Source organism: Vibrio sp. 10N.286.51.C3 (genome assembly GCF_003050065.1).
Taxonomy (GTDB): Bacteria; Pseudomonadota; Gammaproteobacteria; order Enterobacterales; family Vibrionaceae; genus Vibrio; species Vibrio crassostreae.
Genome location: NZ_PIGC01000016.1, coordinates 49655 through 74632 on the forward strand (window position 1 = coordinate 49655; position 24978 = coordinate 74632).

The following is a 24978-nucleotide window of genomic DNA, read 5'->3' on the forward strand; positions in this document are numbered from 1 at the left end:
AAATGGGTTCTTGATTAATCCAAGTGGTTTAGTTTAAAGCTATGCAAGCGATTGCTAAAGCAACTAAATACAGCTCAACACAATAAAAAGCTAAACCACCTAATTCGATTTGGCATATATAGCCAAACTGTGAACCCACATGGAACCAGAACAATAAAGAGGCATGCAATGACGGTTATTCGTAAGCAAGATGTGATCAGCAGTGTCGCTGACGCACTTCAGTACATTTCTTATTATCACCCTTTAGACTTTGTCCAAGCCCTAGAAAAAGCGTACGAGAAAGAAGAGAGCCAAGCAGCTAAAGATGCGATCGCTCAGATTCTTATCAACTCGCGTATGTCTGCGGAAGGCCATCGTCCAATTTGTCAGGATACGGGTATTGTTACTTGTTTCGTGAACATCGGTATGGATGTTAGGTGGGAAACGGATCAAACAGTACAACAGATGGTTGATGAAGGCGTTCGTCAAGCTTACAACAACCCAGATAACCCATTGCGTGCATCTGTCCTAATGGACCCTGCAGGTAAGCGTATTAATACCAAAGACAACACACCAGCGGTTGTTCACATTAATATGGTTCCGGGCAACAAAGTTGAAATCCAAATCGCAGCGAAAGGCGGCGGTTCTGAGAACAAAACTAAGATGGTTATGCTGAACCCTTCTGACGATATTGCAGAGTGGGTAGAGAAGACCTTACCGACCATGGGTGCGGGCTGGTGTCCACCGGGCATGCTAGGCATAGGTATTGGCGGTACGGCAGAGAAAGCAGCAGTACTAGCAAAAGAATCTCTGATGGAGCACATCGATATTCAAGAGCTTATCGACAAAGGTCCAGAGAACGCTGAAGAAGAGCTTCGTTTAGATATCTTCAACCGTGTAAACAAACTGGGTATTGGCGCACAAGGTCTTGGCGGTCTAACAACTGTGGTTGACGTGAAAATCAAAACAGCGCCAACGCACGCAGCCTCTAAGCCTGTCTGCTTGATCCCGAACTGTGCAGCAACACGTCACGTACATTTCACATTAGACGGCAGCGGCCCTGCAGAGCTAACACCACCTAAGTTAGAAGAGTGGCCAGATATTACTTGGGAAGCAGGTGCAAATACTCGCCGTGTTAACCTTGATGAAATTACTAAAGAAGACGTTCAAGAGTGGAAGACCGGCGAAACGGTTCTTCTATCAGGTAAGATCTTAACCGGTCGTGATGCAGCGCATAAGCGTATTCAAGGCATGCTTGAAAGTGGTGAAGGTTTACCAGAAGGTGTCGACCTGAAAGGTAAGTTCATTTACTACGTAGGCCCTGTTGATGCAGTAGGCGATGAAGCGGTAGGTCCTGCTGGCCCAACAACGTCTACTCGTATGGATAAGTTCACCGACATGATGTTAGAAGAAACCGGCATTATGGGCATGATTGGTAAAGCAGAGCGCGGCCCTGCAACGGTTGAGTCAATCAAACAACATAAATCGGTTTACCTGATGGCGGTTGGTGGTGCAGCTTATTTAGTGGCTAAAGCAATTAAAAAAGCACGTGTGGTTGCGTTTGAAGATCTCGGTATGGAAGCGATCTACGAGTTTGAAGTTGAAGACATGCCGGTAACGGTTGCTGTTGACTCGAACGGCGTGAACGCGCACCAGATCGGCCCTGACACGTGGAAAGTGAAAATTGCTGAAGCTGAAAAAGCATAATTTACCGAAGTCAAAAGTCGTAACAGGCGCTAGCTTCAGCGTTTGAATTGCAATTTTTGACAGAAAGTTAAAGACAAAAGTGCAGCATTATCTGCACTTTTGTCATATTATCAATGATATAGTGATAAACACATAGTTTGATATAAGAATATAGGAGAGAGGAATGCCTCGTTTTATTCAGATCCTACAGATTATCTTGGCAGTGGTGATTGGTGCTTTTGTTGGCTACGACCTGATCTTGAAAGGGATCAGTATCTTTGATAATAAATACGTGACGATTACCTGTGCACTTTGGCTAATCGCAGAGATTGCACTGTTTGTTATCTACAAGTTGATTGAAGACGATTAAGAGTCGGATATCGCAGAAAAATTCTAAAGCCCCTGATTATGAATGTAGTCAGGGGCTTTTATTCATCTAGCATTAAGAATGTGTATTGCATACTCATTACTATTAGTAAAAGAACAAGCAAAAGCAAAAGCATACATATTATCCCAACAGGGAAAGAACATAGGCTTGCCTCTCTATTATCATAATCAGCTAGCCTAACTATCACGGAGTCGTTCAAATGAAACACCTAACTCAAGAAATGAGTGACTTTATAAGCAGAGGAACGGATTCTCACATTCGAGTAGCGGTCACTGGACTTTCTCGTGCGGGTAAGACAGCCTTCATTACTTCGCTGGTTAATCAGCTTCTTCATACGTCTACCCACAAAAATCTGCCTCTACTTGCATCAGCGAGAGATGGAAGAATTATTGGCGCAAAGCGCATCCCGCAACACAACATGATGATCCCACGCTTCTCTTATGATGAGGCGATGGAATCTTTGAATGCGCAGCCACCAGAATGGCCAGTGCCGACGCGCGATGTCAGTGAGATTCGTCTAGCCATCAAATATAAGCCAGCTAAAGGCGCAAAGAAGCTGCTGAGCAAAAACAGCACCCTTTATCTCGATATTGTCGATTATCCAGGTGAGTGGCTACTTGATTTACCTTTGCTGGATATGGACTTTGATACTTGGAGCCAATCCCAATTCGCCGCACTCAAAGGCGATAGAGAAACCTACTCGCAACAGTGGAACGCAATGCGTGGTGATATCGATTTGCTAGCAGAAGCGGACGAAAAGAAACTGGTCGCGATTGCCGATAGCTATACCCAGTACCTTCATACTTGTAAAAGTAACGGACTGCATTGGGTACAGCCGGGTCGATTCGTATTGCCGGGTGAGCTTGAAGGTGCGCCTGTGCTGCAATTCTTCCCGTGTGCTGCGCCCGAGGGTAAATTCTCGAAAACCAGCAACTATGCGGTTTTAAAAGCGCGTTATGAAGAGTATCAACAGAAGGTCGTAAAGGCGTTCTATAAGAATCACTTTGCCACGTTCGACAGACAAATCGTGCTGGTGGATTGCTTACAACCACTTAACGCAGGCTATGACTCTTTCATGGACATGCGTGGTGCGTTAGAACAGTTATTGAAGAGCTTTAAGTACGGGCGAAGCAATATGCTAAGACGCTTGTTTGCGCCGAAGATCGACAAGATTTTGTTCGCCGCAACCAAGGCCGATCACGTGACACCGGATCAACATCCGAACTTAGTATCACTGTTACAGCAGATGGTACACCCTGCTTGGCAACAGGCGGCGTTTGAACATATCGACATGAGTTGTATGAGCATCGCGTCTATTCAAGCGACCAGTGCGGGATATATTTCGTCGGGTTCAGACAATGTTCCAGCACTGCAAGGTGTCACTTTAAATAACGAGCCTCAAACCATGTATCCGGGTGAGGTGCCGCGCAAACTGCCGAACAAACAGTATTGGGAAACCAACCAATTTGATTTCACGAGCTTTAGGCCAATGGAGCAACACTCCGATGAGCCTTGTCAGCATCTGAGAGTCGACAAGGTTTTAGAGTATCTCATTGGCGACAAGTTGAAGTAATTGAGGCAATCAAAATGAGTGAATTAAAAACAAAGCAGGTCTTTGATGAACCGTTGAAGACCTCGTTCGACGAGCCTGATAAGAGTGAAGTTACCCCTGATTTGGGTGCTCAAAAGCTATTTACGGTACAAGAGAAGTTTGTACCCGTCGCGCCACAAGTGGAAACCGACCTTGATGGTGAAGCTGAACAGCAATTGGAACAAGTGATTCGACCGAGTAAAAAGAAGAAGTGGTTTGGAACGGGTCTATTGATCGCTTTTTCTGGCCTCGTTGGATGGCAAGCAATTGATTCGGTCATTACCGCGATTCAAACTGCTGAGTGGCTTGCATTAGGTTGGGCAGGCTTTATTGCTGCCATTGCTTCATTGGGTTTAGGCGCAATAGGCAAAGAGCTATGGAAACTGCGCTCGCTTAAAGACCACTTTAGTGTGCAAGAGCAGAGTGAAGAGCTCTTGCAAAGCCAAAGTGTCGGCAAGGGTAAAGCGTTCTGTGAAAACATCGCCAAGCAAGGCGGTATTATTGCTGAGTCACCTTCGTACGATAAGTGGCAAAACAGCATTAACCCAGCACACAGTGATGCAGAAGTGTTGGATATGTACGATGCGTTGGTTGTTGCTCAGCAAGATAAAGTGGCTACTCAAATCGTCACTAAGTTCTCAACCGAATCGGCGGCTTTGGTTGCAGTGAGTCCATTGGCTGCTGCTGATATGTTGCTGGTGGCGTGGCGTAATTTCACCATGATAGACAAGCTTGCTGATGTGTATGGTATCGAGCTTGGCTACTGGTCTCGTATTAAGCTATTTAAACTGGTGTTAATCAACATGGCTGCTGCAGGAGCCAGTGAACTCGCGATTGATGCGAGCATGGATCTCGTCTCGATGGACCTTGCAGGCAAAGTCTCAGCTCGAGCAGGGCAGGGGCTAGGTGTCGGTATCCTTACGGCGAGACTGGGCTTAAAAGCCATGACATTACTGCGTCCTATGCCTTGGCATAACGAACGAAAAGTAAAACTGGCAGACCTCCGCAAAGCCGTCCTTTCAGAAATAAAGCGTATTACTCTCAAATAAAGCATTGAAAGGTCAATAGTTTGAGAAGAAGAGTAAACATATGTTTACTCTTCTTCTTGACTGAACTCAGAGCTTAATCCACACTACTGTCAACTTATCCTGACACCTATAATAGGACTATTTGTGCGTCTTGAAGTATTGTGTGAAGACAGACTCGGCTTAACGCGTGAGTTGCTCGATATCTTGGCCTCAAAAAGCATTGATTTAAGAGGAATCGAAATTGATGTTAAAGGCATTATCTACCTAAACTGCCCTGATATCGATTTTGATGCTTTTAGTGAGCTTATGGCTGAAATTCGCCGAATTTCAGGTGTGAAGGATGTACGTAAAATCCAATTTATGCCAAGCGAAAGGCATAACACAGAGCTGATTGCTCTGCTGGCAAACCTGCCTGACCCTGTGATTGCGATTGACCTTAAAGGCTCAGTCGACATGGCTAACCACGCTGCACTGAACCTCTTCAACAAGCAAGAAGACGAAGTCATCGGTGAACCGTTAGCGACGTTCGTTCCTAGCTTTAACTTTGTTCGTTGGATTGAAGGCGATGTAACGCGCCATCGTGAAGTTGTCGTGTTGGATGGTTTAGATTTCTCGATTGAAATCCTACCAATTTACCTTGGTGGTGATGTCAACGAAGCGGTACTGGCAAGTGCAGTAATGACGATTCGTTCTTGTAATCAAGAGATGAACTCGCCAGATTCAATTCCAGAACAGAACAACCTAGGTTTCGAACACTTTGTTGGTGTCTCTAATCGCCATAAAGCTTTGATCAGTCAAGCTAAGAAATTGGCTATGCTGGATCAGCCTCTATTAATTGAAGGCGATACGGGTACGGGTAAAGAGATGCTAGCAAAAGCGTGTCATAACCGTTCAAATCGTTCTTCTTTCCCATTCTTGATTCTAAGCTGTGCATCAATGCCTGATGACGTAGCGGAAACCGAATTGTTTGGTCATGCACCGGGTTCGTTTAACCATGAACAAGGGCATAAAGGCATTTTCGAGCAAGCGAATGGCGGCACGGTATTTTTAGATGAAATTGGCGAAATGAGCCCACATCTACAAATCAAACTGCTGCGTTTCCTACAAGATGGTTCATTCCGTCGTGTGGGTGAAGAAGAAGAGATGCACGCGGATGTTCGTATTATTGCATCAACGCGCCATCGTCTTTCTGAATTAGCAGACTCCGGCTCGTTCCGTGAAGACTTGTTCTACCGCTTGAATGTACTGACTCTGTCTATCCCTGCATTGCGTGAACGCTCAAACGACGTAGCGCCGCTGTTGGAACTGTTCGTTGCAAAGTACGCGCAGCAATTAGGTATGTTAAAACCAAAACTGACTCAAGAACTAATCGACCAGCTTGGTAATTACCAATGGCCGGGCAACATTCGTCAGTTAGACAACATGGTTCTACGCGCATTAACAGAGTTGGATTCAGACACGCTAACGGTTGAGCAATTCCACTTGCCAAAGCTTGAAACCATGACAGCAGGAATGGCGAACTTAAGCTTAGATGGTTCTCTGGATGAGATCATGAAAGACTATGAATCTCAGATTCTAGAGAAGCTTTATCAGTCTTTCCCATCAAGCCGTAAGCTTGCAAAGCGTTTGAATGTATCTCACACCTCAATTGCGAATAAGCTTCGTGATTACGGTATCAGAAAGAACTGATCGAATAAGAACAAGATTATGGAAGATTTGAGTACACCAGAGCGCATTTATAAGCATGATGGTAATCTGATTCTACGCACGGCTGAAATTGATGACGCTGGCATGATCAGCGAGTACTTTCAGGTTAACAGAGAGTACCTGAAACCTTGGGAACCGATTCGCGAAGATGCGTTCTTTGATAGAGCGAGTTGGGCGCAGCGACTGATCAAGTTAAACGAGCTTCATAAAATGGGGCTAGGCTATTACTGTTTACTGATTAACGCTGACTCTAATGAAATGTTAGGCACCATATCGTTCAGTAATTTGTCTCGTTTTCCGTTCTACGCTTGTAATGTCGGTTACTCATTGGCTCAAAGTGCACAGGGGCACGGTTACATGCGCAGGGGCTTGAGCATGGCGAAGGACTACATGTTTGATGTGCAGAACATGCACCGCTTAATGGCGGGCTACATGCCTCACAACGAACGCAGTGCGGGTGTATTAGAACATCTTGGTTTTGTTCGAGAAGGCTTTGCCAAAGACTACCTACAGATTAACGGTAAATGGGAAGACCATGTGCTGACCGCGTTGGTTAACCCAAACTGGGAAGACAGACGCACGGTTTAAATAAATAGTATTTAAGCGCACAAGCTAACAACGAATTTAAAGGCAGCGAATATCAAGCGATCTCTAATCGCCGCTGTATCAAAAAGAACAGATAGGCATGGTAATCCATCAGCCTGAGAAGATATTTGAGGAATTTTGATGTCATACACAACTTTGGACGAATACCAAAGAAAATGGATTTTCACCCACCAGTCAATGCCGCTTCCAGCAGAGGACTTGGAAAAGATTAAGCCAATGACACAGGCAAGAGCATCTCAGTTCTGGAAAGAGAACGTGAGCCCTCAAAGCCCAGACGCAGAACGACTAAGCTCGCAAGACTGGCCAAGCAAAGCATCGAACTGGAATGAAGAGATCAGCTGGATGGCGCATTGGGAAGCGGATGAGCCTGATATGCCAGAAGAGATTCTTAATTTTATCGATTGGCAAGATGACGTAACTGTTTATTTTTGTTACGAAAAATATAATGTTCTTGAAACAAAGTGGGCGATTTTCAAGAAGCATTGGAAGAACTTTTTGTTCTACGATGACGGTCCAATTCTACTCGGTCGTCGTCGTTCAGAAGCACTTTGGTTTGCTACAAATGGCACGGTGAAAATCGGTAACCGAGCTTAAGCTTTAGAACGTATGTATAGCTGTATAAAAGCGAGCCTAGTGCTCGCTTTTTTTGTGTCGGTGGATCTTTGAAGATCGTTGCGAAACACCCACTGTTTGAACCTGAAAATTGAATCGAATTCCTACTCGTTTAAAAACGGAAATTCACGAAATTGAGATCGCTATCTCATTGGCTTAGTTGAAGTTTTATGGTGTTGGGCTATCTTTATAGTACTGCCTTAGTGGAGGTGAAGTATTATGATTTGGGATACTCTCGAACGTGTAAATAAACTTCGCAAGGAAGCAATGGAGGATCCGGATTTTCTGGATTCGGCAAGAATGCATGAGCAATGGCTTTTAAGCGAAACTCATAATCAATCTAAGAATGGAGAGAAAGAGAAGAAACCGAAAAAGTTATCAGACATCTATGAAAACACCGAATTTCCAATTAACCCAACCGGAACGAAACATTAATAATGATTAACTGCAACACGGCTAAGGCTCTTAACCAAAAAGCTATAAGTCGATTAAACATACCAGCCTTAAGCCACCCATAAAAAAGCCACTTTCAACGAACCGAAAGTGGCTTTTTCTTTTCTCGTTAGCTTCTTTACTCGTTAACAACTAAAGCTAATCGTTTTAAATGCTAGCTATTGATCAGGCTTAAGCCGCTTGGTAATGCATCACCAAACACGCGCTTAGACTCGCTCTCTGAAAGCTCAGTAACTTCACTTACTAGCGTTAGCCAAGACTCTGGCACCTTGCTTTGCTTTAACTTTTCAAGAACTTGAGCACGGTAGTCATCAGAGATATCGAACTGACGGTCGCCGGTCTTACGACAAATCATCACAGCCGCGAAGGCAATCATCTGCTCTTTCTGCCAATTCTGGTCAAGCAGCTTTGGTAACCACTGTTCAGCTTGCTCTCTAGGAATCACGCTGTGTTGGCTACCATACAAAGGTGTTCTTGATGCTAATCGACCTAGCGCCCACCAGTGCGCTTGCTCAAATTGGTTATGATTAATCGCTTTGCTTAAGAACCAACTTGCCAGCAGTACCTTGTCTTCAACTTCTAGTTGCTCAAGCGATGCGGCTAATCGCACCATGGCTTCGTAACCATTGTCTTGTGCATCTTTGGCCGTTTTAGGGTTTTTCATTGCGCCTGGGTGAAGGTACTTAGCGATGTCTGCTAAGATACTCTCTTGCTGCTCTTGATTCAGGCCACCCGCAACTCGACGCCAGAATACCCACCAATCTGTCCAACCTTGATGGTTCTGGAATTGGATGTTTTGTTGGTAGAGCCCCCAAATTTGTTCAATACGCCATGAGTCGGTTGGATCACCAAAGCCAGGTCGCATAGAGTAACCCGCCAAACGGAGCCAGTTCTTCTCATGAGCTTCAGAGCGACGACGGCGCTTACGACCTAATGAGAACGAATCAAACAGGTGACGGAGAGTCGTAAAGTCCCACTCTTCGCGCTTGCCAAGTCGTTTCTCAAGATCTTTGGCCAGCGTTTTGATCTCTTTAGACTCAGCACTTTTCTTGTTGCCGCTGTACAGACGAGAAATCAACTCCTTACACTCATCCAATCTTGGATGAAGTTTAGAGTTGTCGGATTCATCGCCTTGCTTGTTTCTGACTTCGAACTCAAGCAACCAACGCTTGGTGTCATCTTCTGTACTCACACACTCCATTTTCAATGTGCCGACTTCGGTTAATTGACAAGCGAGCAATACTTCAACGCGCTCCTTTTGGTTAGCTTTAAGCTCTGCAGTACCAGACCCTTCCAGCGTAGAAATATAAGGTGGAAGAGGGGAGAACAAGTCAGCATCGACATTGATCATCACACCATTTTGAATGGCGGTGTCATGAGCAATTTGATCGTGCGTTGAAGTCAGTAGATTGAAACGTACCGGCTCACCCAAAGTCAGTGAGAAACGACGGCTGTTCAAACGTATTTCTTGGCCTTCTTCAGTCCCTTTGGCAAGCAGACAAAGCGCTTTACCCATTTTGTTCTTTTCTTGTAGATGTAAGAAGTAAGAACGAGCCGCACCGCCACCGATTTTCAGTTGCGCGCCACGACGTGCTTTACCAAAGGCAACTGCGCCTAGCGCGACAGACCAGTCTGGGTGAGGGTTATCTAATACTGTGATTGGAGCGCCGTTCCAGTTACCTAGTAGCTGAGTAATACGCTCTGTGACAAGTTCACTGTTGAACACACCGCCGTTAAGCAGCACACCAACAGGGATAGCAGGCTTAGTGTCATCGAACTCAATCGAGTCTGAGTTTTCCAGCGCAGCTTTTGACACTTGTTGATGTGTCGTTAGGAACTCTGCAACATGTTTGCTGACCGCAGGATCGGCAACGTAAGGCAGGCCGAATTCAACCACGGCACTGCGGCGTTTGTCTGGTGTTTCAGTAAACTCAGAAAGCGGGAAGAAACCTTCCAATGCGATTTGATGAACTTCTTGTTTGGTTAAACCAATACTCTTGGTACCGCCAAGTAGCTTTGAACCGCTGCCCAGCATGGTGATTTTCACATCATCGGGTGCATTGGCAGAAAGCAGGCTCTCTTTTGCGGCGCGAGTTTGCTGAATCAGTTTGGTTAGGCTAGAGGCATTCAGCTTTTTGTTTTGATTGAAGCGTTGCTCTGCAAGGTGAGCGAGGGCTAAATCTAGGTTATCACCACCGAGCATTAAGTGTTCGCCAACACCGATACGGTCGAGTGCTAGCTCGTTGTGGCCTTGCATGTCCGAATTGCTATTAGCATCGAATTTGGCTTCAATTAAGCTCAAGTCGGTAGTACCACCGCCGACATCACACACTAAGATCAATGGGATCTGTTGAAGCTCTTTCGCAGCAGTTTGTTGGTGGCGTGCATACCAGTCATAACAAACGGCTTGCGGCTCTTCGAGTAACAGAATCTTACCTAAGCCTGCGAGTTCTGCGGCTTCAAGTGTCAGCTTACGTGCTGTCTCATCGAATGAAGCCGGAACCGTCACTACAACATCTTGGTCTTCAAGTTTGTTGCTTGGGTTGCGGTAGTTCCATGCTTGGCGAATGTGATTCAGGTAGCTTGCACTTGCGACAACTGGCGAGACTTTATCAACATCAGCTGCGCCTGCCCAAGGCAGAATGTCGGAGTTACGATCCACCGCTTGGTGTGATAACCAGCTCTTGGCACTCGATACTTGGCGACCTTCAACCTTAGCACCCAATTCACGGGCCCATTCTCCAACGATAACGTTTTTTATATCGCCTTCAACTGGGCTTGGTTCCCACGGCATAGTCAGGTCAGAAGGGGAGATTTGACCTTGTGCTGGGTGGTAACGAAATGATGGTAGTAGAGGCTTGCGAACCACTTCACCGGGGCCGATGAGTTGGTCAATATCGAAAAGAGAAACGGGAGCATGTTGTAGGTCGTCGTTGATTTCACAGTAAGCGACAACCGTATTCGTTGTGCCTAAGTCAATGCCGACTAAAAAACGAGGAGTTGCCATACAAAACCTTATTCTTCCAGAGTGATGACCAGTTTTTTGATAGCTTTGGTCTTATTGTTGTTATTCGTAAACGCCATTCCTGAAAAACAGGTAGGACTAGGTTGAGAACTGCATTGATAAAGTAACGGCACCCGCTAAGGTGCCGTTGATTCATTATGCTTGTTCGTTTGAGTCGCTATTCGTATCTTCACGAACGTCAAACTCAACATGCCATTTCTGACCATTATCAGTAGCAATCGCTTCTAGGTATAAGGTACCTAGCTCAGTAACGCGAGAAGCCAGAGTAACTGGAACCACTTCACCTTCGCGACGGCCTTCTGAAACCGGCAGTGTCACTTGAATTTCAGGAAGTTCGTCTAGTTCTTCAGGCGCCCAGTGATCAAGGTGAGTACCTGCTTGATCTTCACGGCGTGTCGTTGAACCGAAGAATTGGAAGTGAACCGGCTGGCCAATCACTAGGCCGAACTCTTGGCTAGGTACTTGAACGCTTGAACCTTCTTCCATACCAAATGGTGCAACACACAGTGCTTCCATTGGAGGAGCCATACCTGGGATTGCTGGCATCGCGCTTTCAATTCCTACGTAGTAAGAAGAAGCGATACCGCCACGGATACGAACGCCTTGGCCACGACGAACTGCGCCGTAGTAAGAAGCACCGCTTGCAACCGCTAGGTCTAGGTCTAAACCTGAAAGCTGTTTAGCGAACTCTTCGTCAGCATTGATCAGCCATTCGTTGATCGTGTCTGAAAGACGATCAGCAAGTAGGTTTGATTTTAGAACACCACCATTGAACAGGATTGCTGTTGGCTTGATGAAGTCTGCCGCTGGCGCTTCTGACCCTTGCGCTTGTGTACCGGGCATACCGGGCATGTTTGCAAACGGGTTGAAATCTTGCTGAGCCGTTTCGCTATTTCCAGAAAGCGCGTTTGCTTGCTTAGAAAGGAATGCGGCAATGTGACGAGTAATCCCTGCGTCTTGAGCGTAAGGCAGACCCATCTGAGTCAGTGCGCCACGCGTCTTTTGTACTGGGTGCTCTGTCACAGCAACTTTCGGGAAGAAGCCATCAACCAATGTTTGTTGTACTTCTTGCTGAGTCAGTTCTGTTTTCAGTGTTGCGCCAAGTAGCTTAGAACCACGGCTTGGTACTACGATTGGCACGGATTGCAGTTCAGCATCGTTTAGCAGCGCTTCTTTCGCATCACGACATGCGTGAGTCATGGCTTGAACCTGCCAAGGAGCCAGCTCTTTGCCTTCTTGCGCCAGTTTCATTTTCAGGCGGTAAGCTAATGCTAAGTCCATGTTGTCGCCGCCAAGTAGGATGTGTTCACCTACAGCGATACGATTCAGGCTTAAGTTACCGTCGTCTTGTGTTACTTCAACTAGCGAAAGGTCGGTTGTACCACCACCAATATCGACAACAAGAACGATGTCACCAACGTTTACTTCATCACGCCATGTGTCGTTGCTGTTATCAATCCAGCTGTAAAGAGCAGCTTGTGGCTCTTCAAGAAGCGTTAGGTGAGTGAAACCAACATTACGTGCAGCTTCTGCTGTTAGGTCACGAGCCGCAGGATCAAACGAAGCAGGAACCGTGATTGTTACGTCTTGGTCTGCCAGTTTGTGTTCTGGGTTAGCGTGGTTCCATGCGTCTTTAAGGTGCTCAAGGTACAGTTCAGTTGTCTTAAGCGGAGATACTTTTTCTACTTCTTCAGGGCTGCCTGCAGGAAGGAAAGCATCGCGACGGTTTACACCACCGTGGCATAGCCAAGATTTTGCACTTGCTACCAAACGGATAGGGGTTTTTGAACCAAGGTTACGAGCAATTGCACCCACTAGCGCTTTCGGCTCTGAAGACCAAGGAAGAACGCGAGAGCCCGCATTCATTTCATGTTCGTGCGGCTGGTATAGGAACGAGCCAAGTTGGCTGCGAGTTTCTACTGTACCAGGAGCCGTAAGCTGAGGGATTGGCATCACCTCAACGCGTGCATCTTCATTGGTTGTATCGATGAAAGACAAAACGCAATGTGTGGTACCTAAATCGATACCAACACTGAACTTAGGTGCCTGATGGTGCTCTTGAGAAGATAGTACTTGTGAATGCTCTTGAGCTGAATGACTTTGGTGTTCCATTATAGCTCCACCTCTGCCGGTGCAATTACAGATGCATCGTAGTTTTCAGCAAGCTTAGGCAGATTCATGTCAGTTGCTTTCCAACCTTTGTGAACCAGTGTGCCGTTGAATGGCGCATTGCCTGTTACGTTACCTGTTAGGCGAATTTCTTGAGGGTTGAAACCTTCAGCGATAGTGATACGTGTTTCTTCATCTTCGCTGCGGATATGAGAAAGCGTTACGTAGTCTGCTAATACTTTTTGACCGCCAGTGTGAATAACACGAGCTGCTGCGCCAACTTCTTCATCAGAGAATGACGTTAGGTCTTCTTTTAGGAAGTCAATTAAACGCGCTTCTTGCTGCATGATAGACAGTAGCTGCATCGCTGAATCAGTTGGGGCTGTTGCCAGCTTAGATTCAACTTCTACTACTTTTTCGATAATACGTTCAACTTCAACAACTTTCTCTACTTCGACAATTTTTTCAACTGGCTTTTCAACTTCAACGATCTTCTCTACTGGTTTTTCTACGACTTTCTCAACCACTTTGGTTTTACGAGAAACGGCAATTAGCAGTAGTAAAACGCTTGATGCAGTTAGGCCTGCGTGAAGCATATCAAACGTTTGTGGGATTAGGTTCAAATCAACGATCATAGTGATTTCTCTTTAAAATTGATTTAACGGTATATTCGTCGGTTCAAAGGAATATACAGGTTGGAAAGAAACTCAGTGGCGTGAAGCCGAATTGGTCACTTTCAAGCTATAAATATGGGTGGATACTAGCATATTCAAGGCTTAAGAGTGGTATTTAATGCTTTCAATCAAGTGGGTTTTTAGTGTGTTAGCTTGAAATTTAGTCGAGATTTGCCTGAATATTGGCCTCTGATGTGAGGGGCAGGTAAACAATGCCTGTTTTATGTTAGTTTTTAGACCAAACATAAATGGAGCATGATTCCCTTCCGTTATATACTTTTAACTCATTAGAGCCTATTTGGAAGCCACATGCCCCACACAACCGACCCATTAACAGGGTTGAAGAGACGAACTCTCCCATTGGTCGTATTTTCGGTCAGTTTTTTGATTACTGTGTTGTGTTTTATATTAGTCGCACTCAACCAAAACCGCGCGTTAAATATGAATCTGGATAGCTTTGCTACTCACCAGACATTGAGCTTGGAAGCGTTTATCGCTAATGATGTGGCTTATATTGGTTCCGGTGCTAATTTTTTCTATTCTAACGACCCTGAAAACTGGGATAAATTTGATCGTTTTGCCCAGCAAACCATTAATGACTCAAAAAGCTTAATCGGCTTGCAGTGGATGCAAAAAGTGCCGGCAGACGAGATTGCCGAGCATACCGATAAGATGAAAGCAAAATACCCGTCTTACGAGCTGTATACAATCCCAAAACATGAAGCCAAAACCTATGGTTACGTCTTAGGTGGTGAACCCATCTTTGTAGCTAGCGATATGTATCCCAATACCGAAGCAAACAACAGTGTTCTTGGTTTTTACTCTTCTCGCGAGCGATTCAAGCTGGTTTTAGACAATATTAAACACACGCGCCAAGCGAATATCTCGGACAAAGTACGCCTTATTCAAGATGGTCTAACTCAAGATACGCCTAAGACAGGCATGCTGGTTTATCACCCTGTGTTTGAAGGCGAAAGTGATAACCTACTTGGTGTTGTGATTGGCGTGGTTCGCACAACTTACTACTTTGAGAACCTGCTGGCATCAGCTGTCGGTGATATGGACGTGTACATTCGCGTTACGGATACCGGGTTTGAAGCTGAAGACTCCCCAATTCTATTTGAAACTCAAGGTTATGAGGGAGTAACAGGGCACCATATAACTAAGACAATCGAGTTGACCAACCGGAATTGGAAGATCGATTACAAGATAGATTCCTGCATCTCTTTTTATGGCTACCTAGTACTAACTGGAATTGCCTTAGTCGGAACAACCATCTCACTGTTGTTAGCGTACATCGTGAATATGCAGATCAGAGAAAAAGAGCGCCTGTACCGCATGCTAGACAAAAGAACGGAAGAGCTCCGATTCCTTGCGAACCACGATAGCTTAACTGAAATCTATAACCGACGAGCTTTCAATAAGATGTTTGATAGGGCGGTTAAGCGAAGTGAGTCATTTAGCTTGATTGGGTTTGATGTCGATAAGTTTAAAAGCATCAATGACAAGTTTGGTCACCCTGCTGGCGATGCTTTGCTTGTGCATGTCATCAAGTTGATTTCGGTAAACCTGAAAGAAGGGGATAACCTTTTCCGTTTGGGCGGAGATGAATTCTGTATTATTTCGAGCATCTCAAATCATGAAGCGCTAGACCGCTACTTACAATGCATTCTAAATACAGTAAGCCACTCTCATTGTGAGCATAAAGGGCAACAGCTAAGCTGCACATTGAGTATTGGTGCCGCGATTCATACCAGTGAAGACACAGAAGAATTGCTGCAAAAAACAGACAGTATGCTTTATCAAAGTAAGTCAAATGGCCGAAATCGAGTGACAATTGCAGGCTAAATGAGCACTTGATACAACTAGGGTCGAGTTCTGTATTGGGCTCATGTACAATTTCACGAAATTTTTGACGAGAGAATTAGGCGACGTATGAATCACAATCGAGTGGTGTGTTTCGATTTGGAAATGTGCTGTTGGAGCGAAGACGGTGTGGGAACAACAGGGGAGATCATTGAAGTTGGTCTTGCTGAGATTGATCTGGCATCCGGAACTATCGTGAAACGAGCGCAATACTACGTTAAGCCAGAGAAAGACGAAGTCTCTCTATTCTGTGCCGAGTTAACGGGCATTACACCTCGTAAAATCGAAAAGCAGGGTCGCCCATTAGAGTCTGTTATCAAGTCGATGATTAAGAACTTCGGTGGTCCCAAAAAAATCTATGCAGCGTGGGGGCGTGACGACCTTATCTTACACAAAGAGTGTATTGAAAAAGGCATCGAACCGCCGTTCAGCGAGTTCTTGAATATCGCAACGCTTTATCGAGTTCAGAATCGATTGAAAGACAAACGCATTGGTCACCGCGCCGCTCAAGAAGCGAAAAATATTGAGTGGGAAGGTCGTCAACACTCGGGTTATGTTGATGCTTATAACTTGGCAAAGCTTGTGCTGACGATGCTTTAGTACCTGTCTTTTATATTGCAGGTTGAACTTCGATCAAGTAGAACATCTGAAGAATAAGCGACAAAAACCTCTATTTATCCGTTGGGTAAATAGAGGTTTTCTATTTATTACTATAAGGTTAGTTGTTCTTTACTTAAATTGTAACTACCACACTTTATTGAGTTCAGGGGATGAGAACCAGTTGTTGTGTTGCTCGCCTCCAGATTGCGCCCAGTTCACGATGTTAGGGTAAGCAGCACACGCATCTTTTCGCTCTAAAGGGTGGGACCAAGATGCAGGTATGTCTAACGCCCAAGGTAAACCGTTACTTGTCTGGTAGTACTCATTGTTATCAACACTTGAATCATCATCACCTTGACCGAACACGCTCGTATTGGCGAGGTCTGTGTGTGGATAGTTCATTAAATGGACTTCTTTATCGCGATTGTTTGCTTTGAATATGAAAGGGTTAAAGCTTTTGCCCGCGAGACTTTCAATCGAACCATCAATGACCAGCGACACACTGTATTCAACGAGATCTCTATTGTCTCCGGATTCAGTATTGTAGAACTCATACCCTGTCGTGTTGGGTAGCATTTCATTAATGCTTTCAATGACCACAAAAACTAACTCTCCAGAGTGTCCATTTTCGGGTGTTAAATTCTCAGTCGAACCATCATAGGTTTTTGTCAATGTGCCTATATTGGATGCCTCTAACCCTGATAATGAAATGGCAAAACTGTTATCTTGCGCAGCTCCTCTAGCAATAGCTTGACCATAGTAGTCGAAGCGTGTGATCTGATTGTTCGCATCAGTGTAAGTACCATAAGCGTAGTGTGTAACGAAGTCATTTAGGTCATAGTCGCCTTCATAAGGCCATAGGTCTTCAAACCCCAAAGTATACCAACCAGAAGTTGGCGTTCGGCTGTAAAACGCGATAGTTGGATCGCTCGGCGCATAATCATGTATATCTGCAATGCCATCTCCATCCGTATCACCGATTTCCGGCCATTCTATTTCTGCAATATCACTGATTAACCCATTTGAGTCGATAGCGGTAACTTGAACCTTCCACAGCTCACCAGCAACAGTTTGGCTAGCGGGCAACGTTGCGTCACTATTGTTGTTTTTACCAACAAATTCATCATCAACATAGAAGCCTTGCCCAACATCGACAAACCAGCGGTAGCTGTAGGTGACAGAATCTGAATCTGGGTCGCTGGGCGTTGGACCTGTAACGCTAACAACAAGATCATGAGTAGCGCCTAGCCCCGTGCTTCTTTCTAAGGTCGGTGTATACGGCGGGTTGTTAGCTATTTCCGTGTAGGTAACGCTGATTAGGCTATAGGAGAGGGTGGTATACCAGCCATCTTTGTTGACATCAATATCTAGGTCGACGTCGACAAGCCCGTCATCAAGGGAAGAGCTAGGCAAATCAAACACCGTCGTTGACCAGTTTTCATTCGTCCCTTGCAAAAAGCCTGGCGTTAGCATTGCTCCGTCGACCGATACACTATCATACTCACCGCTTTCTCCGTGGTGAGCTTCTGAATCGACATCATAAGCGTAAATGGTGAGGGTTGCTGCGGTGATCTGAGAACCACTAGGCACAGCAATATCGTGCTGCCATGAGTAATCTTGATTGTGACGACTGTACTTGCCAAACCCATATTTGTTGTTATTCGGAGCACTGTAGTGTGGAGATGTACTATTGTCGTCGATCTTTTGAGTGACGGTAATCGAGCCGTCGCCATTTATAGTAGAAGAGTTTTCGGAAGCGGCAGAAAAAACGAGTTGAGAAAAAGAGCTGACCGAGAATGTACCAACTAAGATGAGTGACTTTGTTATATTATTCATATCTCTACCCTTAATCTTCATCCAAATAGATGTCACATGAAATCAACAGATTTGATGAAAGTTCATCTAAATCGTATGTTGACGTGCATTCTAAGTCTCTAACAAGGGCAATTATTGTGATGCTTTGCCAATGACTCGGGATTGAGAACTTATTGGAAAGTTGACCGTCCTTGTTTGAGATGCCTGTGTAGAAAGGGCTAGAGTCAGTCAATGAGTTCGAAGTACTAAATAGTTTGATAATGTGAGAGCCGCGAATGTTTTGTGGTTCGCCGTTGGTCGTGGAAAAACTACTAACGACATCAATCGCCATTTCAAGAGTTTCGACACCACTCCAATCAAAGTTACCCGGCACCACTATATCGCTGAATGAATCAACTGTAGCTATAGGTTCACTTACCGTTGCAATTTCCGGTTCTGGTTCCTCACTTGATGAAGAGCTCCCACCACTGGTGCTGCCTCCGCCGCCACCTCCGCCGCCACAACCAGTTATCACAGCACTTAATGACATCGTTAATATCAAAGGAGTTAATGCTTTCATTTTTAATATCCTTATTTAATGAGTTGCATATTGAGTTAGCAAGTCACGTGCCATGTTTAAATGACTGATTTAACTTGTTTTTTTTGGGATGCTAGATGTGTCTAGTCAGAAAGCTACCTCATTTTTAAAAAGAGAATCAATTTGACCGAATAGCACCATATAGCGAAAGGGTTAGGCAAGGGAGCTGCCCATTTTGAGAATTGGCCTCGAAAATTACTTTAAATGTCGGGTAGTTAGCTCTGGGACTGACTTGAATTGCGTCTTATGTGTCGAAAGGTAGAGAATGGTTATCCAAAAAACCTAATTTCAGCGAGTGGCTTATCAATAGTGAATGGCTACATCGCTTATTTAATGAGTGAATAATATTGGTTTGAAATTTAGCTTTTTAATTAATATTAAATCGCAGGTTGCAGCCTTGATTGGGTAGGGCTAGATGATAGCGTTAGCTCACCCAAAACAAGGAGAATAGGATGAAGCACATTATTAAGTATGGATTGGCACTGGGGACGCTAAGCGTCAGTGCGCTAGTTTCGGCAACCCCCGTTGTATTGATAAACACTTTTTCAGTCGAGCCAGCCCATGAATCCGCAACGTTAGCGTATTGGGAAAGCGCAAGAGACGTATTAGAGCAGCAACCTGGGTACTTATCGACCAAGTTACACCGTTCTTTAAGCTCGGACGCAACTTACCGCTTCATCAATGTCGCTGAATGGGAAAGTAAGAAGCAATTCCATGATGCGATACAGGCGATGAGAAAAGAGTTACCACCTTTAAAAATCGAAGGGGTTTCTGCTGACCCTAACTTGTATGAAATTGTTCGCGACTAATTAGGAAACCACATAATGAAAACAACGCTAGGAACCTTTTTAGCTATTTTTAGCTTTCTATTTTCAGCCCTTCTATTTTCTAGTTATAGCCATGCTGCGGCATACGGTGTTTCAGTAGCTTGGAAAACCGATGACGCTCAAGCGGTATTTGAGGCAATGCCGCATCAGAAAAAAGCATTTGCTAACTTAATTGATGCGGGCTTAGTCCACGACATGTTCGTATCTGAAAGCTTTATCGGAGATAAGAAATTTCCGATCATCAAGTTTGTGATTGAAGCGGATAGCGAACAGCACGTTCGAGAGTTGATTGGTAACTTACCATTCCAATTTAAAGATCTTGTAGAGGTGACTGAAATTAGAGACATCGGTAATAAGTGGTTAAACACTGAAGTCGCTTTCAAAAACTACGCAGTTGAACTCGCTTGGAAAGAGCCAGAGAATCAATTCATTGTCGACGAGATTATTAGCCAAGATTTACAAATGGTTGTCGATTGGAGCGCTCAAGGCGTGATTACTTCTGCTTATTTAAAACATCAAGAAATAGCACAAGAGAAACCAAACCAAAAAGCGATGATTAGGCCAATCTACTCAATGGCAATATTGGCTAAAAACGAAGCACAAGCACGCGAAGTTGCCAATCAGTTGAATGCGGTAAAGCTAGGCTTTGCTGAAGTCATGGTCAGTGAACTGGGCTTTAAACTAGATCTATAGAAAATAAGAATTATAAAAAATGAGAGACGTAGAAACGAGCGTTATAGATATCATTCGATGTAACTTCGTTTCCATAGGCCTGGTTAGTTGAACTAAGAGTTAGGCCTCGTACTAAGGTGAGTGAGTCTGCATGACTGACTCACCTTATCGTTGTTTTTCTTGTTACTTGCTGAACTTATATTTGGCTTAATTATTGGCTAAACTTATCACCATTCTTTTCTATGTATGGTTTGGCATTAGCTCGACCAAACCAACACTTTTTTGATGACCTTTTTATTTATGAACACCTCGCCGAAATGAACGCCAGTAGCCCTGAAAAAATCATCTTAGACGCTTCGGGTATCGAGTTGGTTAACAACACACTCATTGATTCGAACTTGGACGAGCGGGTGACTTTGTCTCCCTCAGAAGCCTTGATTCTTGAGTTCCTAGTGAAGAACACCCCCAAAGCAGTGGGTCGCGACTTTTTGCTTGAGCATTGTTGGCCGGGCAGGGTGGTGACAGGCAGTTCGCTTAATGTCGCGGTGAAGAATCTTCGTACAGCATTAAGTTCACTTAAGTGTGACTGCAAAATCCTAACGGTGCAAAAGGAAGGGTACAGCTTTAGCCGACCTCAACAGCTCGGTGGTTACCTATTAACACCCACTTCAGCTATTCAAGTTGAAGTGATTGACGAAACCTCTGCTTCAAAGAGCTCGAGTACTGAACGCGGCAACAATGAACATAAGCCTGTCTTAACGAAGCAACCGGACTCTTATAAACAACGTCAGGTGCAGTACTTTATCGCGCGTCATCGCTCTCGTATCGCAGGAATATTAGTCAGCGCGTTTCTTCTTATGCTGTTTTATCAATTTGCTTTTTTTATGGATAAGACCAGCTATCGCGGGATGGATGTTTATCACGACAGTTTGAATTTTGATCAAGAACTGTTAACCGAGCTGAATCGCGTGTCAGAACTCGGTGTTGATTCTCTTTACTTACATCGCATTGGCGTTGGATGTCAGAACATTCAAGCCGTTGCTTTGATAAACGGGCGTTGGAAAGAGATGAGCCATCAGTTTAAATCGCTCTCATGTGATGAAGACGATGAGCGAGGACAATCGATATGAATCGTAAGTTCTGGATGCCCATCTTATTAACGTTTTTTGTGATTCTAAATGTAGGTTTAATCTCTGGGATCGTAACCAAAAGTACCTATAAATTCTCAGCAGAGTATCCAATGGTAGGTTGGGAAAAAATCTCACTGCGATTGGAAAATGGTCGAGTTAAAATGCAGTACATTGGATACGACATCGATGGGAATGTTGTTCAAACCAAGCAGATGTTTGGTGTGTTCTTACGCTGGGGGAATCACTACTACCTTTACCAATTGGACCAAGACCAAGCCCAAGATGAACAGGTTTTCAATATCAAGCACTTATATATTCAACAAACACAAGGCAAGCGTAGCGTGTTGGTATCAAATCAGCGCGGCCTTTATGTGACTAAAAAGGGCACGCCGTTAGAGCTCAAAGGCATCATGCATGGCGATCGATTACGCTAATACAGAGGCTTAACGTGAGTAGAGAACGCTTGATTAGCTTTTACCGAGGACGTTCAACTTAGTCTTGATAAAGTCACTGTGGTCAACGTAGAGCAGTTCTGCTGTTTTACGGATCACAGAGTCTTCGATAGGGTCAATTTCCCCGTCGGCGTGCGCCACTTCCCACATCGCTTTGATTAAATCGATTCTCACTGGTTGAGAAAGATCTCTAAGTTGAGATGTAAAGTCATACAGCGATACTGATTGCTCTACTTTCGGCTCTGCTTGCGCTAGCAGCACCTTCGCTTGTTCTTCATCTAAATCCAGCAAGCGTTGAAGAAGCTGTAGCTTAGCGACTCTTTCTGATTCATTGATCTGATGGTCGGCTCCCGCGACTTCACACAACAAACTCGCGATGGCGATGTTAGGTGATGTGCCTTGGTTTTTGCTTAGGTCCTGGCCTTCAATCAATTGTTTAAACATTGATGTGAGAGAATTGAACATAACGAGCTCCAGTTAAAATTTGTATCGGGTTCCGTAACGCTGATAGCTAAAACTACAAGTATAACTATAACTATTGGGTCTACAGAGTGTGATCGCAAGCGTCTTTACTAAAAACTGACATTACGGATACGCGAGCGATAAGGAGCACTTCCTAGTCCGGTTTTGGAAAGCGGGTGACCTTGCCATCGCCACTGAGTGTCGTGATCGATTGCGGTTTCCCATCGGTATCTAGCCTCAATTCACCAATCGCACTGCGGTTTGAAAGGCGATAGAAGGTCTGATTGTCAGGGCTTCGCTTTTCGATCTTCAAGCGTTTACGCTTAGTGAAGTAGTTCAAAATTGAGCGAGGGCTGTACAACAGACGGTCCCATACATCGCAGAATTTAAGCAGCGGAGCAGGGAACTGGTTTTTAATGCCACTACAGGTAATCTGATAGATGTTCGGGCTGTTGCGACGATACCTAAGCTTGATGTCATAAGCAAAGGAGTAGTGAACATCGCCAGAAAGCACCACGAAGTTGGTCGGTGTTTTGGTATGGGTAAAGATGCTGATCAGCGTATTCGCACTGCCCGGGTGTGCCATCCAGTTTTCAGCGTCAATCACTAATGGCTTGCCGATTGTGGTCGCCATCTTTTGCAGTGTTTCAATAAACTTCACGCCAAACATCGGTGCAGCAGAAACGATCACCACTTTATCTTGATTCATTAACTGATGCTGAAACTCAATCAAGGCTTCCCAGTCCATTAAACCTGAAGGCTTATTCATGCGTGACTCTGAACGCCAACGGCGGGTTCGAGTATCTAACACAATGACTTTAGGTGAGGTATCTATTGTGTAATGCCACTCTTCAAAGCGATTCAGCATCTCAATGAAGGCTTGATGCTTGTCTGGCTCGATTTTGCCAACAGAGTGAGTAGTCGCAGGATTACCGGCTTCATTATGCGTTTGTTCAGTAATGCGCGGATGATCGACAAAAAGCTGTTTTGCTTGCTCGATGAACGCTTCGTCGAAGCTCTCAGGCTTGTTACCCCAACCCTGACACATCCAGTAGGCGGCAAGGCCATTACCAATCACTTGAGTGGCGAACTGATTTTGGTCGACGGCGTATTCCCAACCCACTGTAAGGTTCCAATCATCAGTAACATCGTGATCGTCGAAGATCATGTATGTTGGGATATGCGCGAACAGACGTTGTACTTGCGGTAAGCCAGCAATGAAATCATCGATGATGACGCTTTCATCACGCCACTGTTGCTGCTCTGCTGGCGTCAATTGTCGACCAGCCTGCATGAAATTGTTTTCGATTAATCGTTCGCGGTTAATGCATTGCCACAGTGTTGGAGACCAAACCAACAAGTACATCGCGATAAACTCAGACAGCGTGACCAAGTGGTTTTCACAATCGGTAGAACTAAAAATTGGCATGCCACGATTCGGAAAGAACTTATCGAGCATCGATTCTGAAGCGGTGTGGTGCGGTAAATAGTGATGACGCTGGTATAAGTGATATTCACTGTTATACAGAGCGTCACTGCTGTTGATTTGTTTAATCTGTGAGTCAGTCGGTAAGCTCTCACCAACAAGACCAAGCCGTTGAATCACTTGTTGAATAGCATCAAGCGTTGGGCCTGCCACATGATCGGCGTAGATCTGATCGCCGCTCATCATCAGCATATCGGGTCTTTCTGCAACGGTTTGCTCGGCAATCTTGTTATCGGCTGCGACTAGGCTGTCTTTGCTTGGATGATGCGGGTTACGGCAAGATCCATGAAGAATGTAATCAGCCGAGGTCGATATCTTAAACTCAACGTGAGATTTGCCATTGTAAACAAGGTGAGGGGCGAGCTCTTTTAGTGAACCTGAGTCTGTGTGAATGTCATACTCAAGAAGCGTATTAGTCGGAAACTGACCTTGTAAGCGGATGAGTGTCACCCACGCATGTGTGCCGACTTGAATCGAATCATGCTCTTCAAGCGAAGAGGTATAAAACGGTTGGTCTTGCTCTACGTTGGACTGGCCGATTTCTTCAACGAGATCTGTTTTGTTAACATACAGCTCAGCCCTGCCTATGAGAGGCGAGCTGGTGGCTAACCAAATTACCACTTCAGTCGCGGTGGTTTTTCTTAAAATGGGTCCGGCGAGTAACAGGGGAAGAGATGATGTCGTAGAGGGTTTCAATACGGTACCTAAAATCGTTAGTGGCTAGTCGTCGTGGTGTTCTATTAATTCGAGCTTATTCGTTTGAGGCTCACTCGTTTCAGACTCTGTTGTTTCAAGTATTTCGATAACTTCTGAACTAGAAAGTTCATGACCCATTAGAAATATTGCCAATAGAGCATCGGCTTTGGTCTTGGTATCGGAAGTGTCGTCTAACACCTGTTCCAGTTTTTCACGAATCATAGCAATCTCGTGTTCAACAAAACCACGGCCTTCTTCATCCCCTTGATTGTCTTCAGGGGCATTATCGAATTCAAGGAATAGCATGTCGCCGTCTAGGTTGGTATTCACCAAACGTTCGGGTAGCCACGCCTCGCCCATAACAATATCTGGATCGGAATATTTGGGTAAGTGATCTATAATATTTTGTAATTCGGAGACTTTCACAATACTTTCATTTAACCGAGAATATCCTACATTGTAACGGTCAATGCCGAGCAAACCTAAAAATAGTTAGCCATCACGGTTAATAAATGTCTATTCAGTAACACAATATTT

General features: G+C 44.8%; 22 protein-coding genes. 14 read left to right on the forward strand and 8 right to left on the reverse strand.

The features are described 5' to 3' along the window. The first annotated feature begins 168 nt into the window (after positions 1 to 168). The 8 genes from CWO27_RS16920 to CWO27_RS16955 all read left to right on the forward strand — a co-directional run bounded on the left by CWO27_RS16920 (position 169) and on the right by CWO27_RS16955 (position 8032). On the forward strand, positions 169 to 1686 hold the full coding sequence (locus CWO27_RS16920) for a fumarate hydratase (protein WP_009847029.1): 1518 nt from the start codon (positions 169 to 171) through the stop codon (positions 1684 to 1686). A 163-nt stretch (positions 1687 to 1849) separates the two neighbouring features. Further along, complete coding sequence (locus CWO27_RS16925; RefSeq protein ID WP_004734731.1) at positions 1850 to 2035, forward strand: hypothetical protein; 186 nt, start codon at positions 1850 to 1852, stop codon at positions 2033 to 2035. A 217-nt stretch (positions 2036 to 2252) separates the two neighbouring features. Continuing rightward, positions 2253 to 3626, forward strand: a complete 1374-nt coding sequence (locus CWO27_RS16930; RefSeq protein ID WP_107899257.1) for a YcjX family protein — start codon at positions 2253 to 2255, stop codon at positions 3624 to 3626. A gap of 14 nt (positions 3627 to 3640) precedes the next feature. Beyond that, positions 3641 to 4693, forward strand: coding sequence for a YcjF family protein (locus CWO27_RS16935; RefSeq protein ID WP_107899258.1), 1053 nt, complete (start codon positions 3641 to 3643; stop codon positions 4691 to 4693). Positions 4694 to 4816: 123 nt separating this feature from the next. Continuing rightward, the gene (tyrR, locus tag CWO27_RS16940) at positions 4817 to 6361 is read left to right on the forward strand and encodes a transcriptional regulator TyrR (RefSeq protein ID WP_102478495.1); all 1545 of its coding nucleotides are present in this window, start codon (positions 4817 to 4819) and stop codon (positions 6359 to 6361) included. Between the two features lie 18 nt (positions 6362 to 6379). Then, positions 6380 to 6967, forward strand: coding sequence for a ribosomal protein S5-alanine N-acetyltransferase (gene rimJ / locus CWO27_RS16945; protein ID WP_048658426.1), 588 nt, complete (start codon positions 6380 to 6382; stop codon positions 6965 to 6967). A 138-nt stretch (positions 6968 to 7105) separates the two neighbouring features. Next, positions 7106 to 7579: a DUF2947 domain-containing protein gene (locus CWO27_RS16950; protein ID WP_102432738.1), complete on the forward strand. Its 474-nt coding sequence runs from the start codon at positions 7106 to 7108 to the stop codon at positions 7577 to 7579. A 237-nt stretch (positions 7580 to 7816) separates the two neighbouring features. Continuing rightward, positions 7817 to 8032: a hypothetical protein gene (locus CWO27_RS16955; protein ID WP_102478494.1), complete on the forward strand. Its 216-nt coding sequence runs from the start codon at positions 7817 to 7819 to the stop codon at positions 8030 to 8032. A gap of 172 nt (positions 8033 to 8204) precedes the next feature. On the opposite strand, the gene CWO27_RS16960 is transcribed toward CWO27_RS16955, so the two are convergent. The 3 genes from CWO27_RS16960 to CWO27_RS16970 all read right to left on the reverse strand — a co-directional run bounded on the left by CWO27_RS16960 (position 8205) and on the right by CWO27_RS16970 (position 13819). Continuing rightward, a complete protein-coding gene (locus tag CWO27_RS16960) occupies positions 8205 to 11057 on the reverse strand; it encodes an Hsp70 family protein (protein ID WP_107899259.1) in 2853 nt (950 codons plus the stop codon). 153 nt (positions 11058 to 11210) lie between these two features. Beyond that, positions 11211 to 13187 carry an Hsp70 family protein gene (locus tag CWO27_RS16965; RefSeq protein ID WP_107899260.1) on the reverse strand — a complete coding sequence of 659 codons (1977 nt, stop codon included), beginning with the start codon at positions 13185 to 13187 and terminating at the stop codon, positions 11211 to 11213. Next, entirely contained in the window at positions 13187 to 13819 is a 633-nt protein-coding gene (locus CWO27_RS16970; RefSeq protein WP_102478491.1) for a DUF2760 domain-containing protein, read from the reverse strand. Before CWO27_RS16970 ends, CWO27_RS16965 begins: the two co-directional genes overlap by 1 nt. A gap of 348 nt (positions 13820 to 14167) precedes the next feature. Between CWO27_RS16970 and CWO27_RS16975 the strand changes: the two genes are divergently transcribed. Then, positions 14168 to 15706, forward strand: a complete 1539-nt coding sequence (locus CWO27_RS16975; protein WP_107899261.1) for a sensor domain-containing diguanylate cyclase — start codon at positions 14168 to 14170, stop codon at positions 15704 to 15706. A gap of 87 nt (positions 15707 to 15793) precedes the next feature. Further along, positions 15794 to 16324 carry a 3'-5' exonuclease gene (locus CWO27_RS16980; RefSeq protein WP_102432734.1) on the forward strand — a complete coding sequence of 177 codons (531 nt, stop codon included), beginning with the start codon at positions 15794 to 15796 and terminating at the stop codon, positions 16322 to 16324. 144 nt (positions 16325 to 16468) lie between these two features. Here the strand turns inward: CWO27_RS16980 and CWO27_RS16985 are convergent, their stop codons facing one another. Continuing rightward, positions 16469 to 18160 (reverse strand): LruC domain-containing protein, encoded by a 1692-nt coding sequence (locus CWO27_RS16985; protein WP_102432733.1) that lies wholly within the window; start codon positions 18158 to 18160, stop codon positions 16469 to 16471. 10 nt (positions 18161 to 18170) lie between these two features. Further along, on the reverse strand, positions 18171 to 18698 hold the full coding sequence (locus tag CWO27_RS16990; protein ID WP_102432732.1) for a hypothetical protein: 528 nt from the start codon (positions 18696 to 18698) through the stop codon (positions 18171 to 18173). A gap of 470 nt (positions 18699 to 19168) precedes the next feature. Here CWO27_RS16990 and CWO27_RS16995 point away from each other — a divergent pair, with 470 nt between their 5' ends. The 4 genes from CWO27_RS16995 to CWO27_RS17010 all read left to right on the forward strand — a co-directional run bounded on the left by CWO27_RS16995 (position 19169) and on the right by CWO27_RS17010 (position 21779). Then, on the forward strand, positions 19169 to 19525 hold the full coding sequence (locus CWO27_RS16995) for an antibiotic biosynthesis monooxygenase family protein (protein ID WP_102478488.1): 357 nt from the start codon (positions 19169 to 19171) through the stop codon (positions 19523 to 19525). Between the two features lie 15 nt (positions 19526 to 19540). Continuing rightward, positions 19541 to 20236, forward strand: a complete 696-nt coding sequence (locus CWO27_RS17000) for a hypothetical protein (RefSeq protein ID WP_102478487.1) — start codon at positions 19541 to 19543, stop codon at positions 20234 to 20236. Positions 20237 to 20667: 431 nt separating this feature from the next. Further along, positions 20668 to 21345 (forward strand): winged helix-turn-helix domain-containing protein, encoded by a 678-nt coding sequence (locus CWO27_RS17005; RefSeq protein ID WP_371957602.1) that lies wholly within the window; start codon positions 20668 to 20670, stop codon positions 21343 to 21345. Further along, positions 21342 to 21779 (forward strand): hypothetical protein, encoded by a 438-nt coding sequence (locus CWO27_RS17010; protein WP_107899262.1) that lies wholly within the window; start codon positions 21342 to 21344, stop codon positions 21777 to 21779. Before CWO27_RS17005 ends, CWO27_RS17010 begins: the two co-directional genes overlap by 4 nt. Before the next feature lie 33 nt (positions 21780 to 21812). On the opposite strand, the gene CWO27_RS17015 is transcribed toward CWO27_RS17010, so the two are convergent. The 3 genes from CWO27_RS17015 to CWO27_RS17025 form a co-directional block, all read right to left on the reverse strand. Next, positions 21813 to 22262, reverse strand: a complete 450-nt coding sequence (locus CWO27_RS17015; protein ID WP_048609171.1) for a TerB family tellurite resistance protein — start codon at positions 22260 to 22262, stop codon at positions 21813 to 21815. Between the two features lie 151 nt (positions 22263 to 22413). Next, positions 22414 to 24441, reverse strand: a complete 2028-nt coding sequence (locus CWO27_RS17020) for a hypothetical protein (RefSeq protein ID WP_107899263.1) — start codon at positions 24439 to 24441, stop codon at positions 22414 to 22416. Between the two features lie 24 nt (positions 24442 to 24465). Beyond that, complete coding sequence (locus tag CWO27_RS17025) at positions 24466 to 24921, reverse strand: hypothetical protein (protein ID WP_102432727.1); 456 nt, start codon at positions 24919 to 24921, stop codon at positions 24466 to 24468. Positions 24922 to 24978: the final 57 nt, after the last annotated feature.

Bases quoted from the DNA above. Each gene is read 5' to 3' on its own strand.
- CWO27_RS16970 (WP_102478491.1), bottom strand. From the start codon at position 13,819: ATGATCGTTGATTTGAACCTAATCCCACAAACGTTTGATATGCTTCAC.
- CWO27_RS16975 (WP_107899261.1), top strand. From the start codon at position 14,168: ATGCCCCACACAACCGACCCATTAACAGGGTTGAAGAGACGAACTCTC.
- CWO27_RS17010 (WP_107899262.1), top strand. From the start codon at position 21,342: ATGAATCGTAAGTTCTGGATGCCCATCTTATTAACGTTTTTTGTGATT.
- CWO27_RS16995 (WP_102478488.1), top strand. From the start codon at position 19,169: ATGAAGCACATTATTAAGTATGGATTGGCACTGGGGACGCTAAGCGTC.
- CWO27_RS16930 (WP_107899257.1), top strand. From the start codon at position 2,253: ATGAAACACCTAACTCAAGAAATGAGTGACTTTATAAGCAGAGGAACG.
- CWO27_RS16965 (WP_107899260.1), bottom strand. From the start codon at position 13,187: ATGGAACACCAAAGTCATTCAGCTCAAGAGCATTCACAAGTACTATCT.
- CWO27_RS17015 (WP_048609171.1), bottom strand. From the start codon at position 22,262: ATGTTCAATTCTCTCACATCAATGTTTAAACAATTGATTGAAGGCCAG.
- CWO27_RS16985 (WP_102432733.1), bottom strand. From the start codon at position 18,160: ATGAATAATATAACAAAGTCACTCATCTTAGTTGGTACATTCTCGGTC.
- rimJ (WP_048658426.1), top strand. From the start codon at position 6,380: ATGGAAGATTTGAGTACACCAGAGCGCATTTATAAGCATGATGGTAAT.
- CWO27_RS16990 (WP_102432732.1), bottom strand. From the start codon at position 18,698: ATGAAAGCATTAACTCCTTTGATATTAACGATGTCATTAAGTGCTGTG.
- CWO27_RS16935 (WP_107899258.1), top strand. From the start codon at position 3,641: ATGAGTGAATTAAAAACAAAGCAGGTCTTTGATGAACCGTTGAAGACC.
- CWO27_RS17000 (WP_102478487.1), top strand. From the start codon at position 19,541: ATGAAAACAACGCTAGGAACCTTTTTAGCTATTTTTAGCTTTCTATTT.
- CWO27_RS16960 (WP_107899259.1), bottom strand. From the start codon at position 11,057: ATGGCAACTCCTCGTTTTTTAGTCGGCATTGACTTAGGCACAACGAAT.
- CWO27_RS16980 (WP_102432734.1), top strand. From the start codon at position 15,794: ATGAATCACAATCGAGTGGTGTGTTTCGATTTGGAAATGTGCTGTTGG.
- CWO27_RS16955 (WP_102478494.1), top strand. From the start codon at position 7,817: ATGATTTGGGATACTCTCGAACGTGTAAATAAACTTCGCAAGGAAGCA.
- CWO27_RS16920 (WP_009847029.1), top strand. From the start codon at position 169: ATGACGGTTATTCGTAAGCAAGATGTGATCAGCAGTGTCGCTGACGCA.
- CWO27_RS16950 (WP_102432738.1), top strand. From the start codon at position 7,106: ATGTCATACACAACTTTGGACGAATACCAAAGAAAATGGATTTTCACC.
- CWO27_RS16925 (WP_004734731.1), top strand. From the start codon at position 1,850: ATGCCTCGTTTTATTCAGATCCTACAGATTATCTTGGCAGTGGTGATT.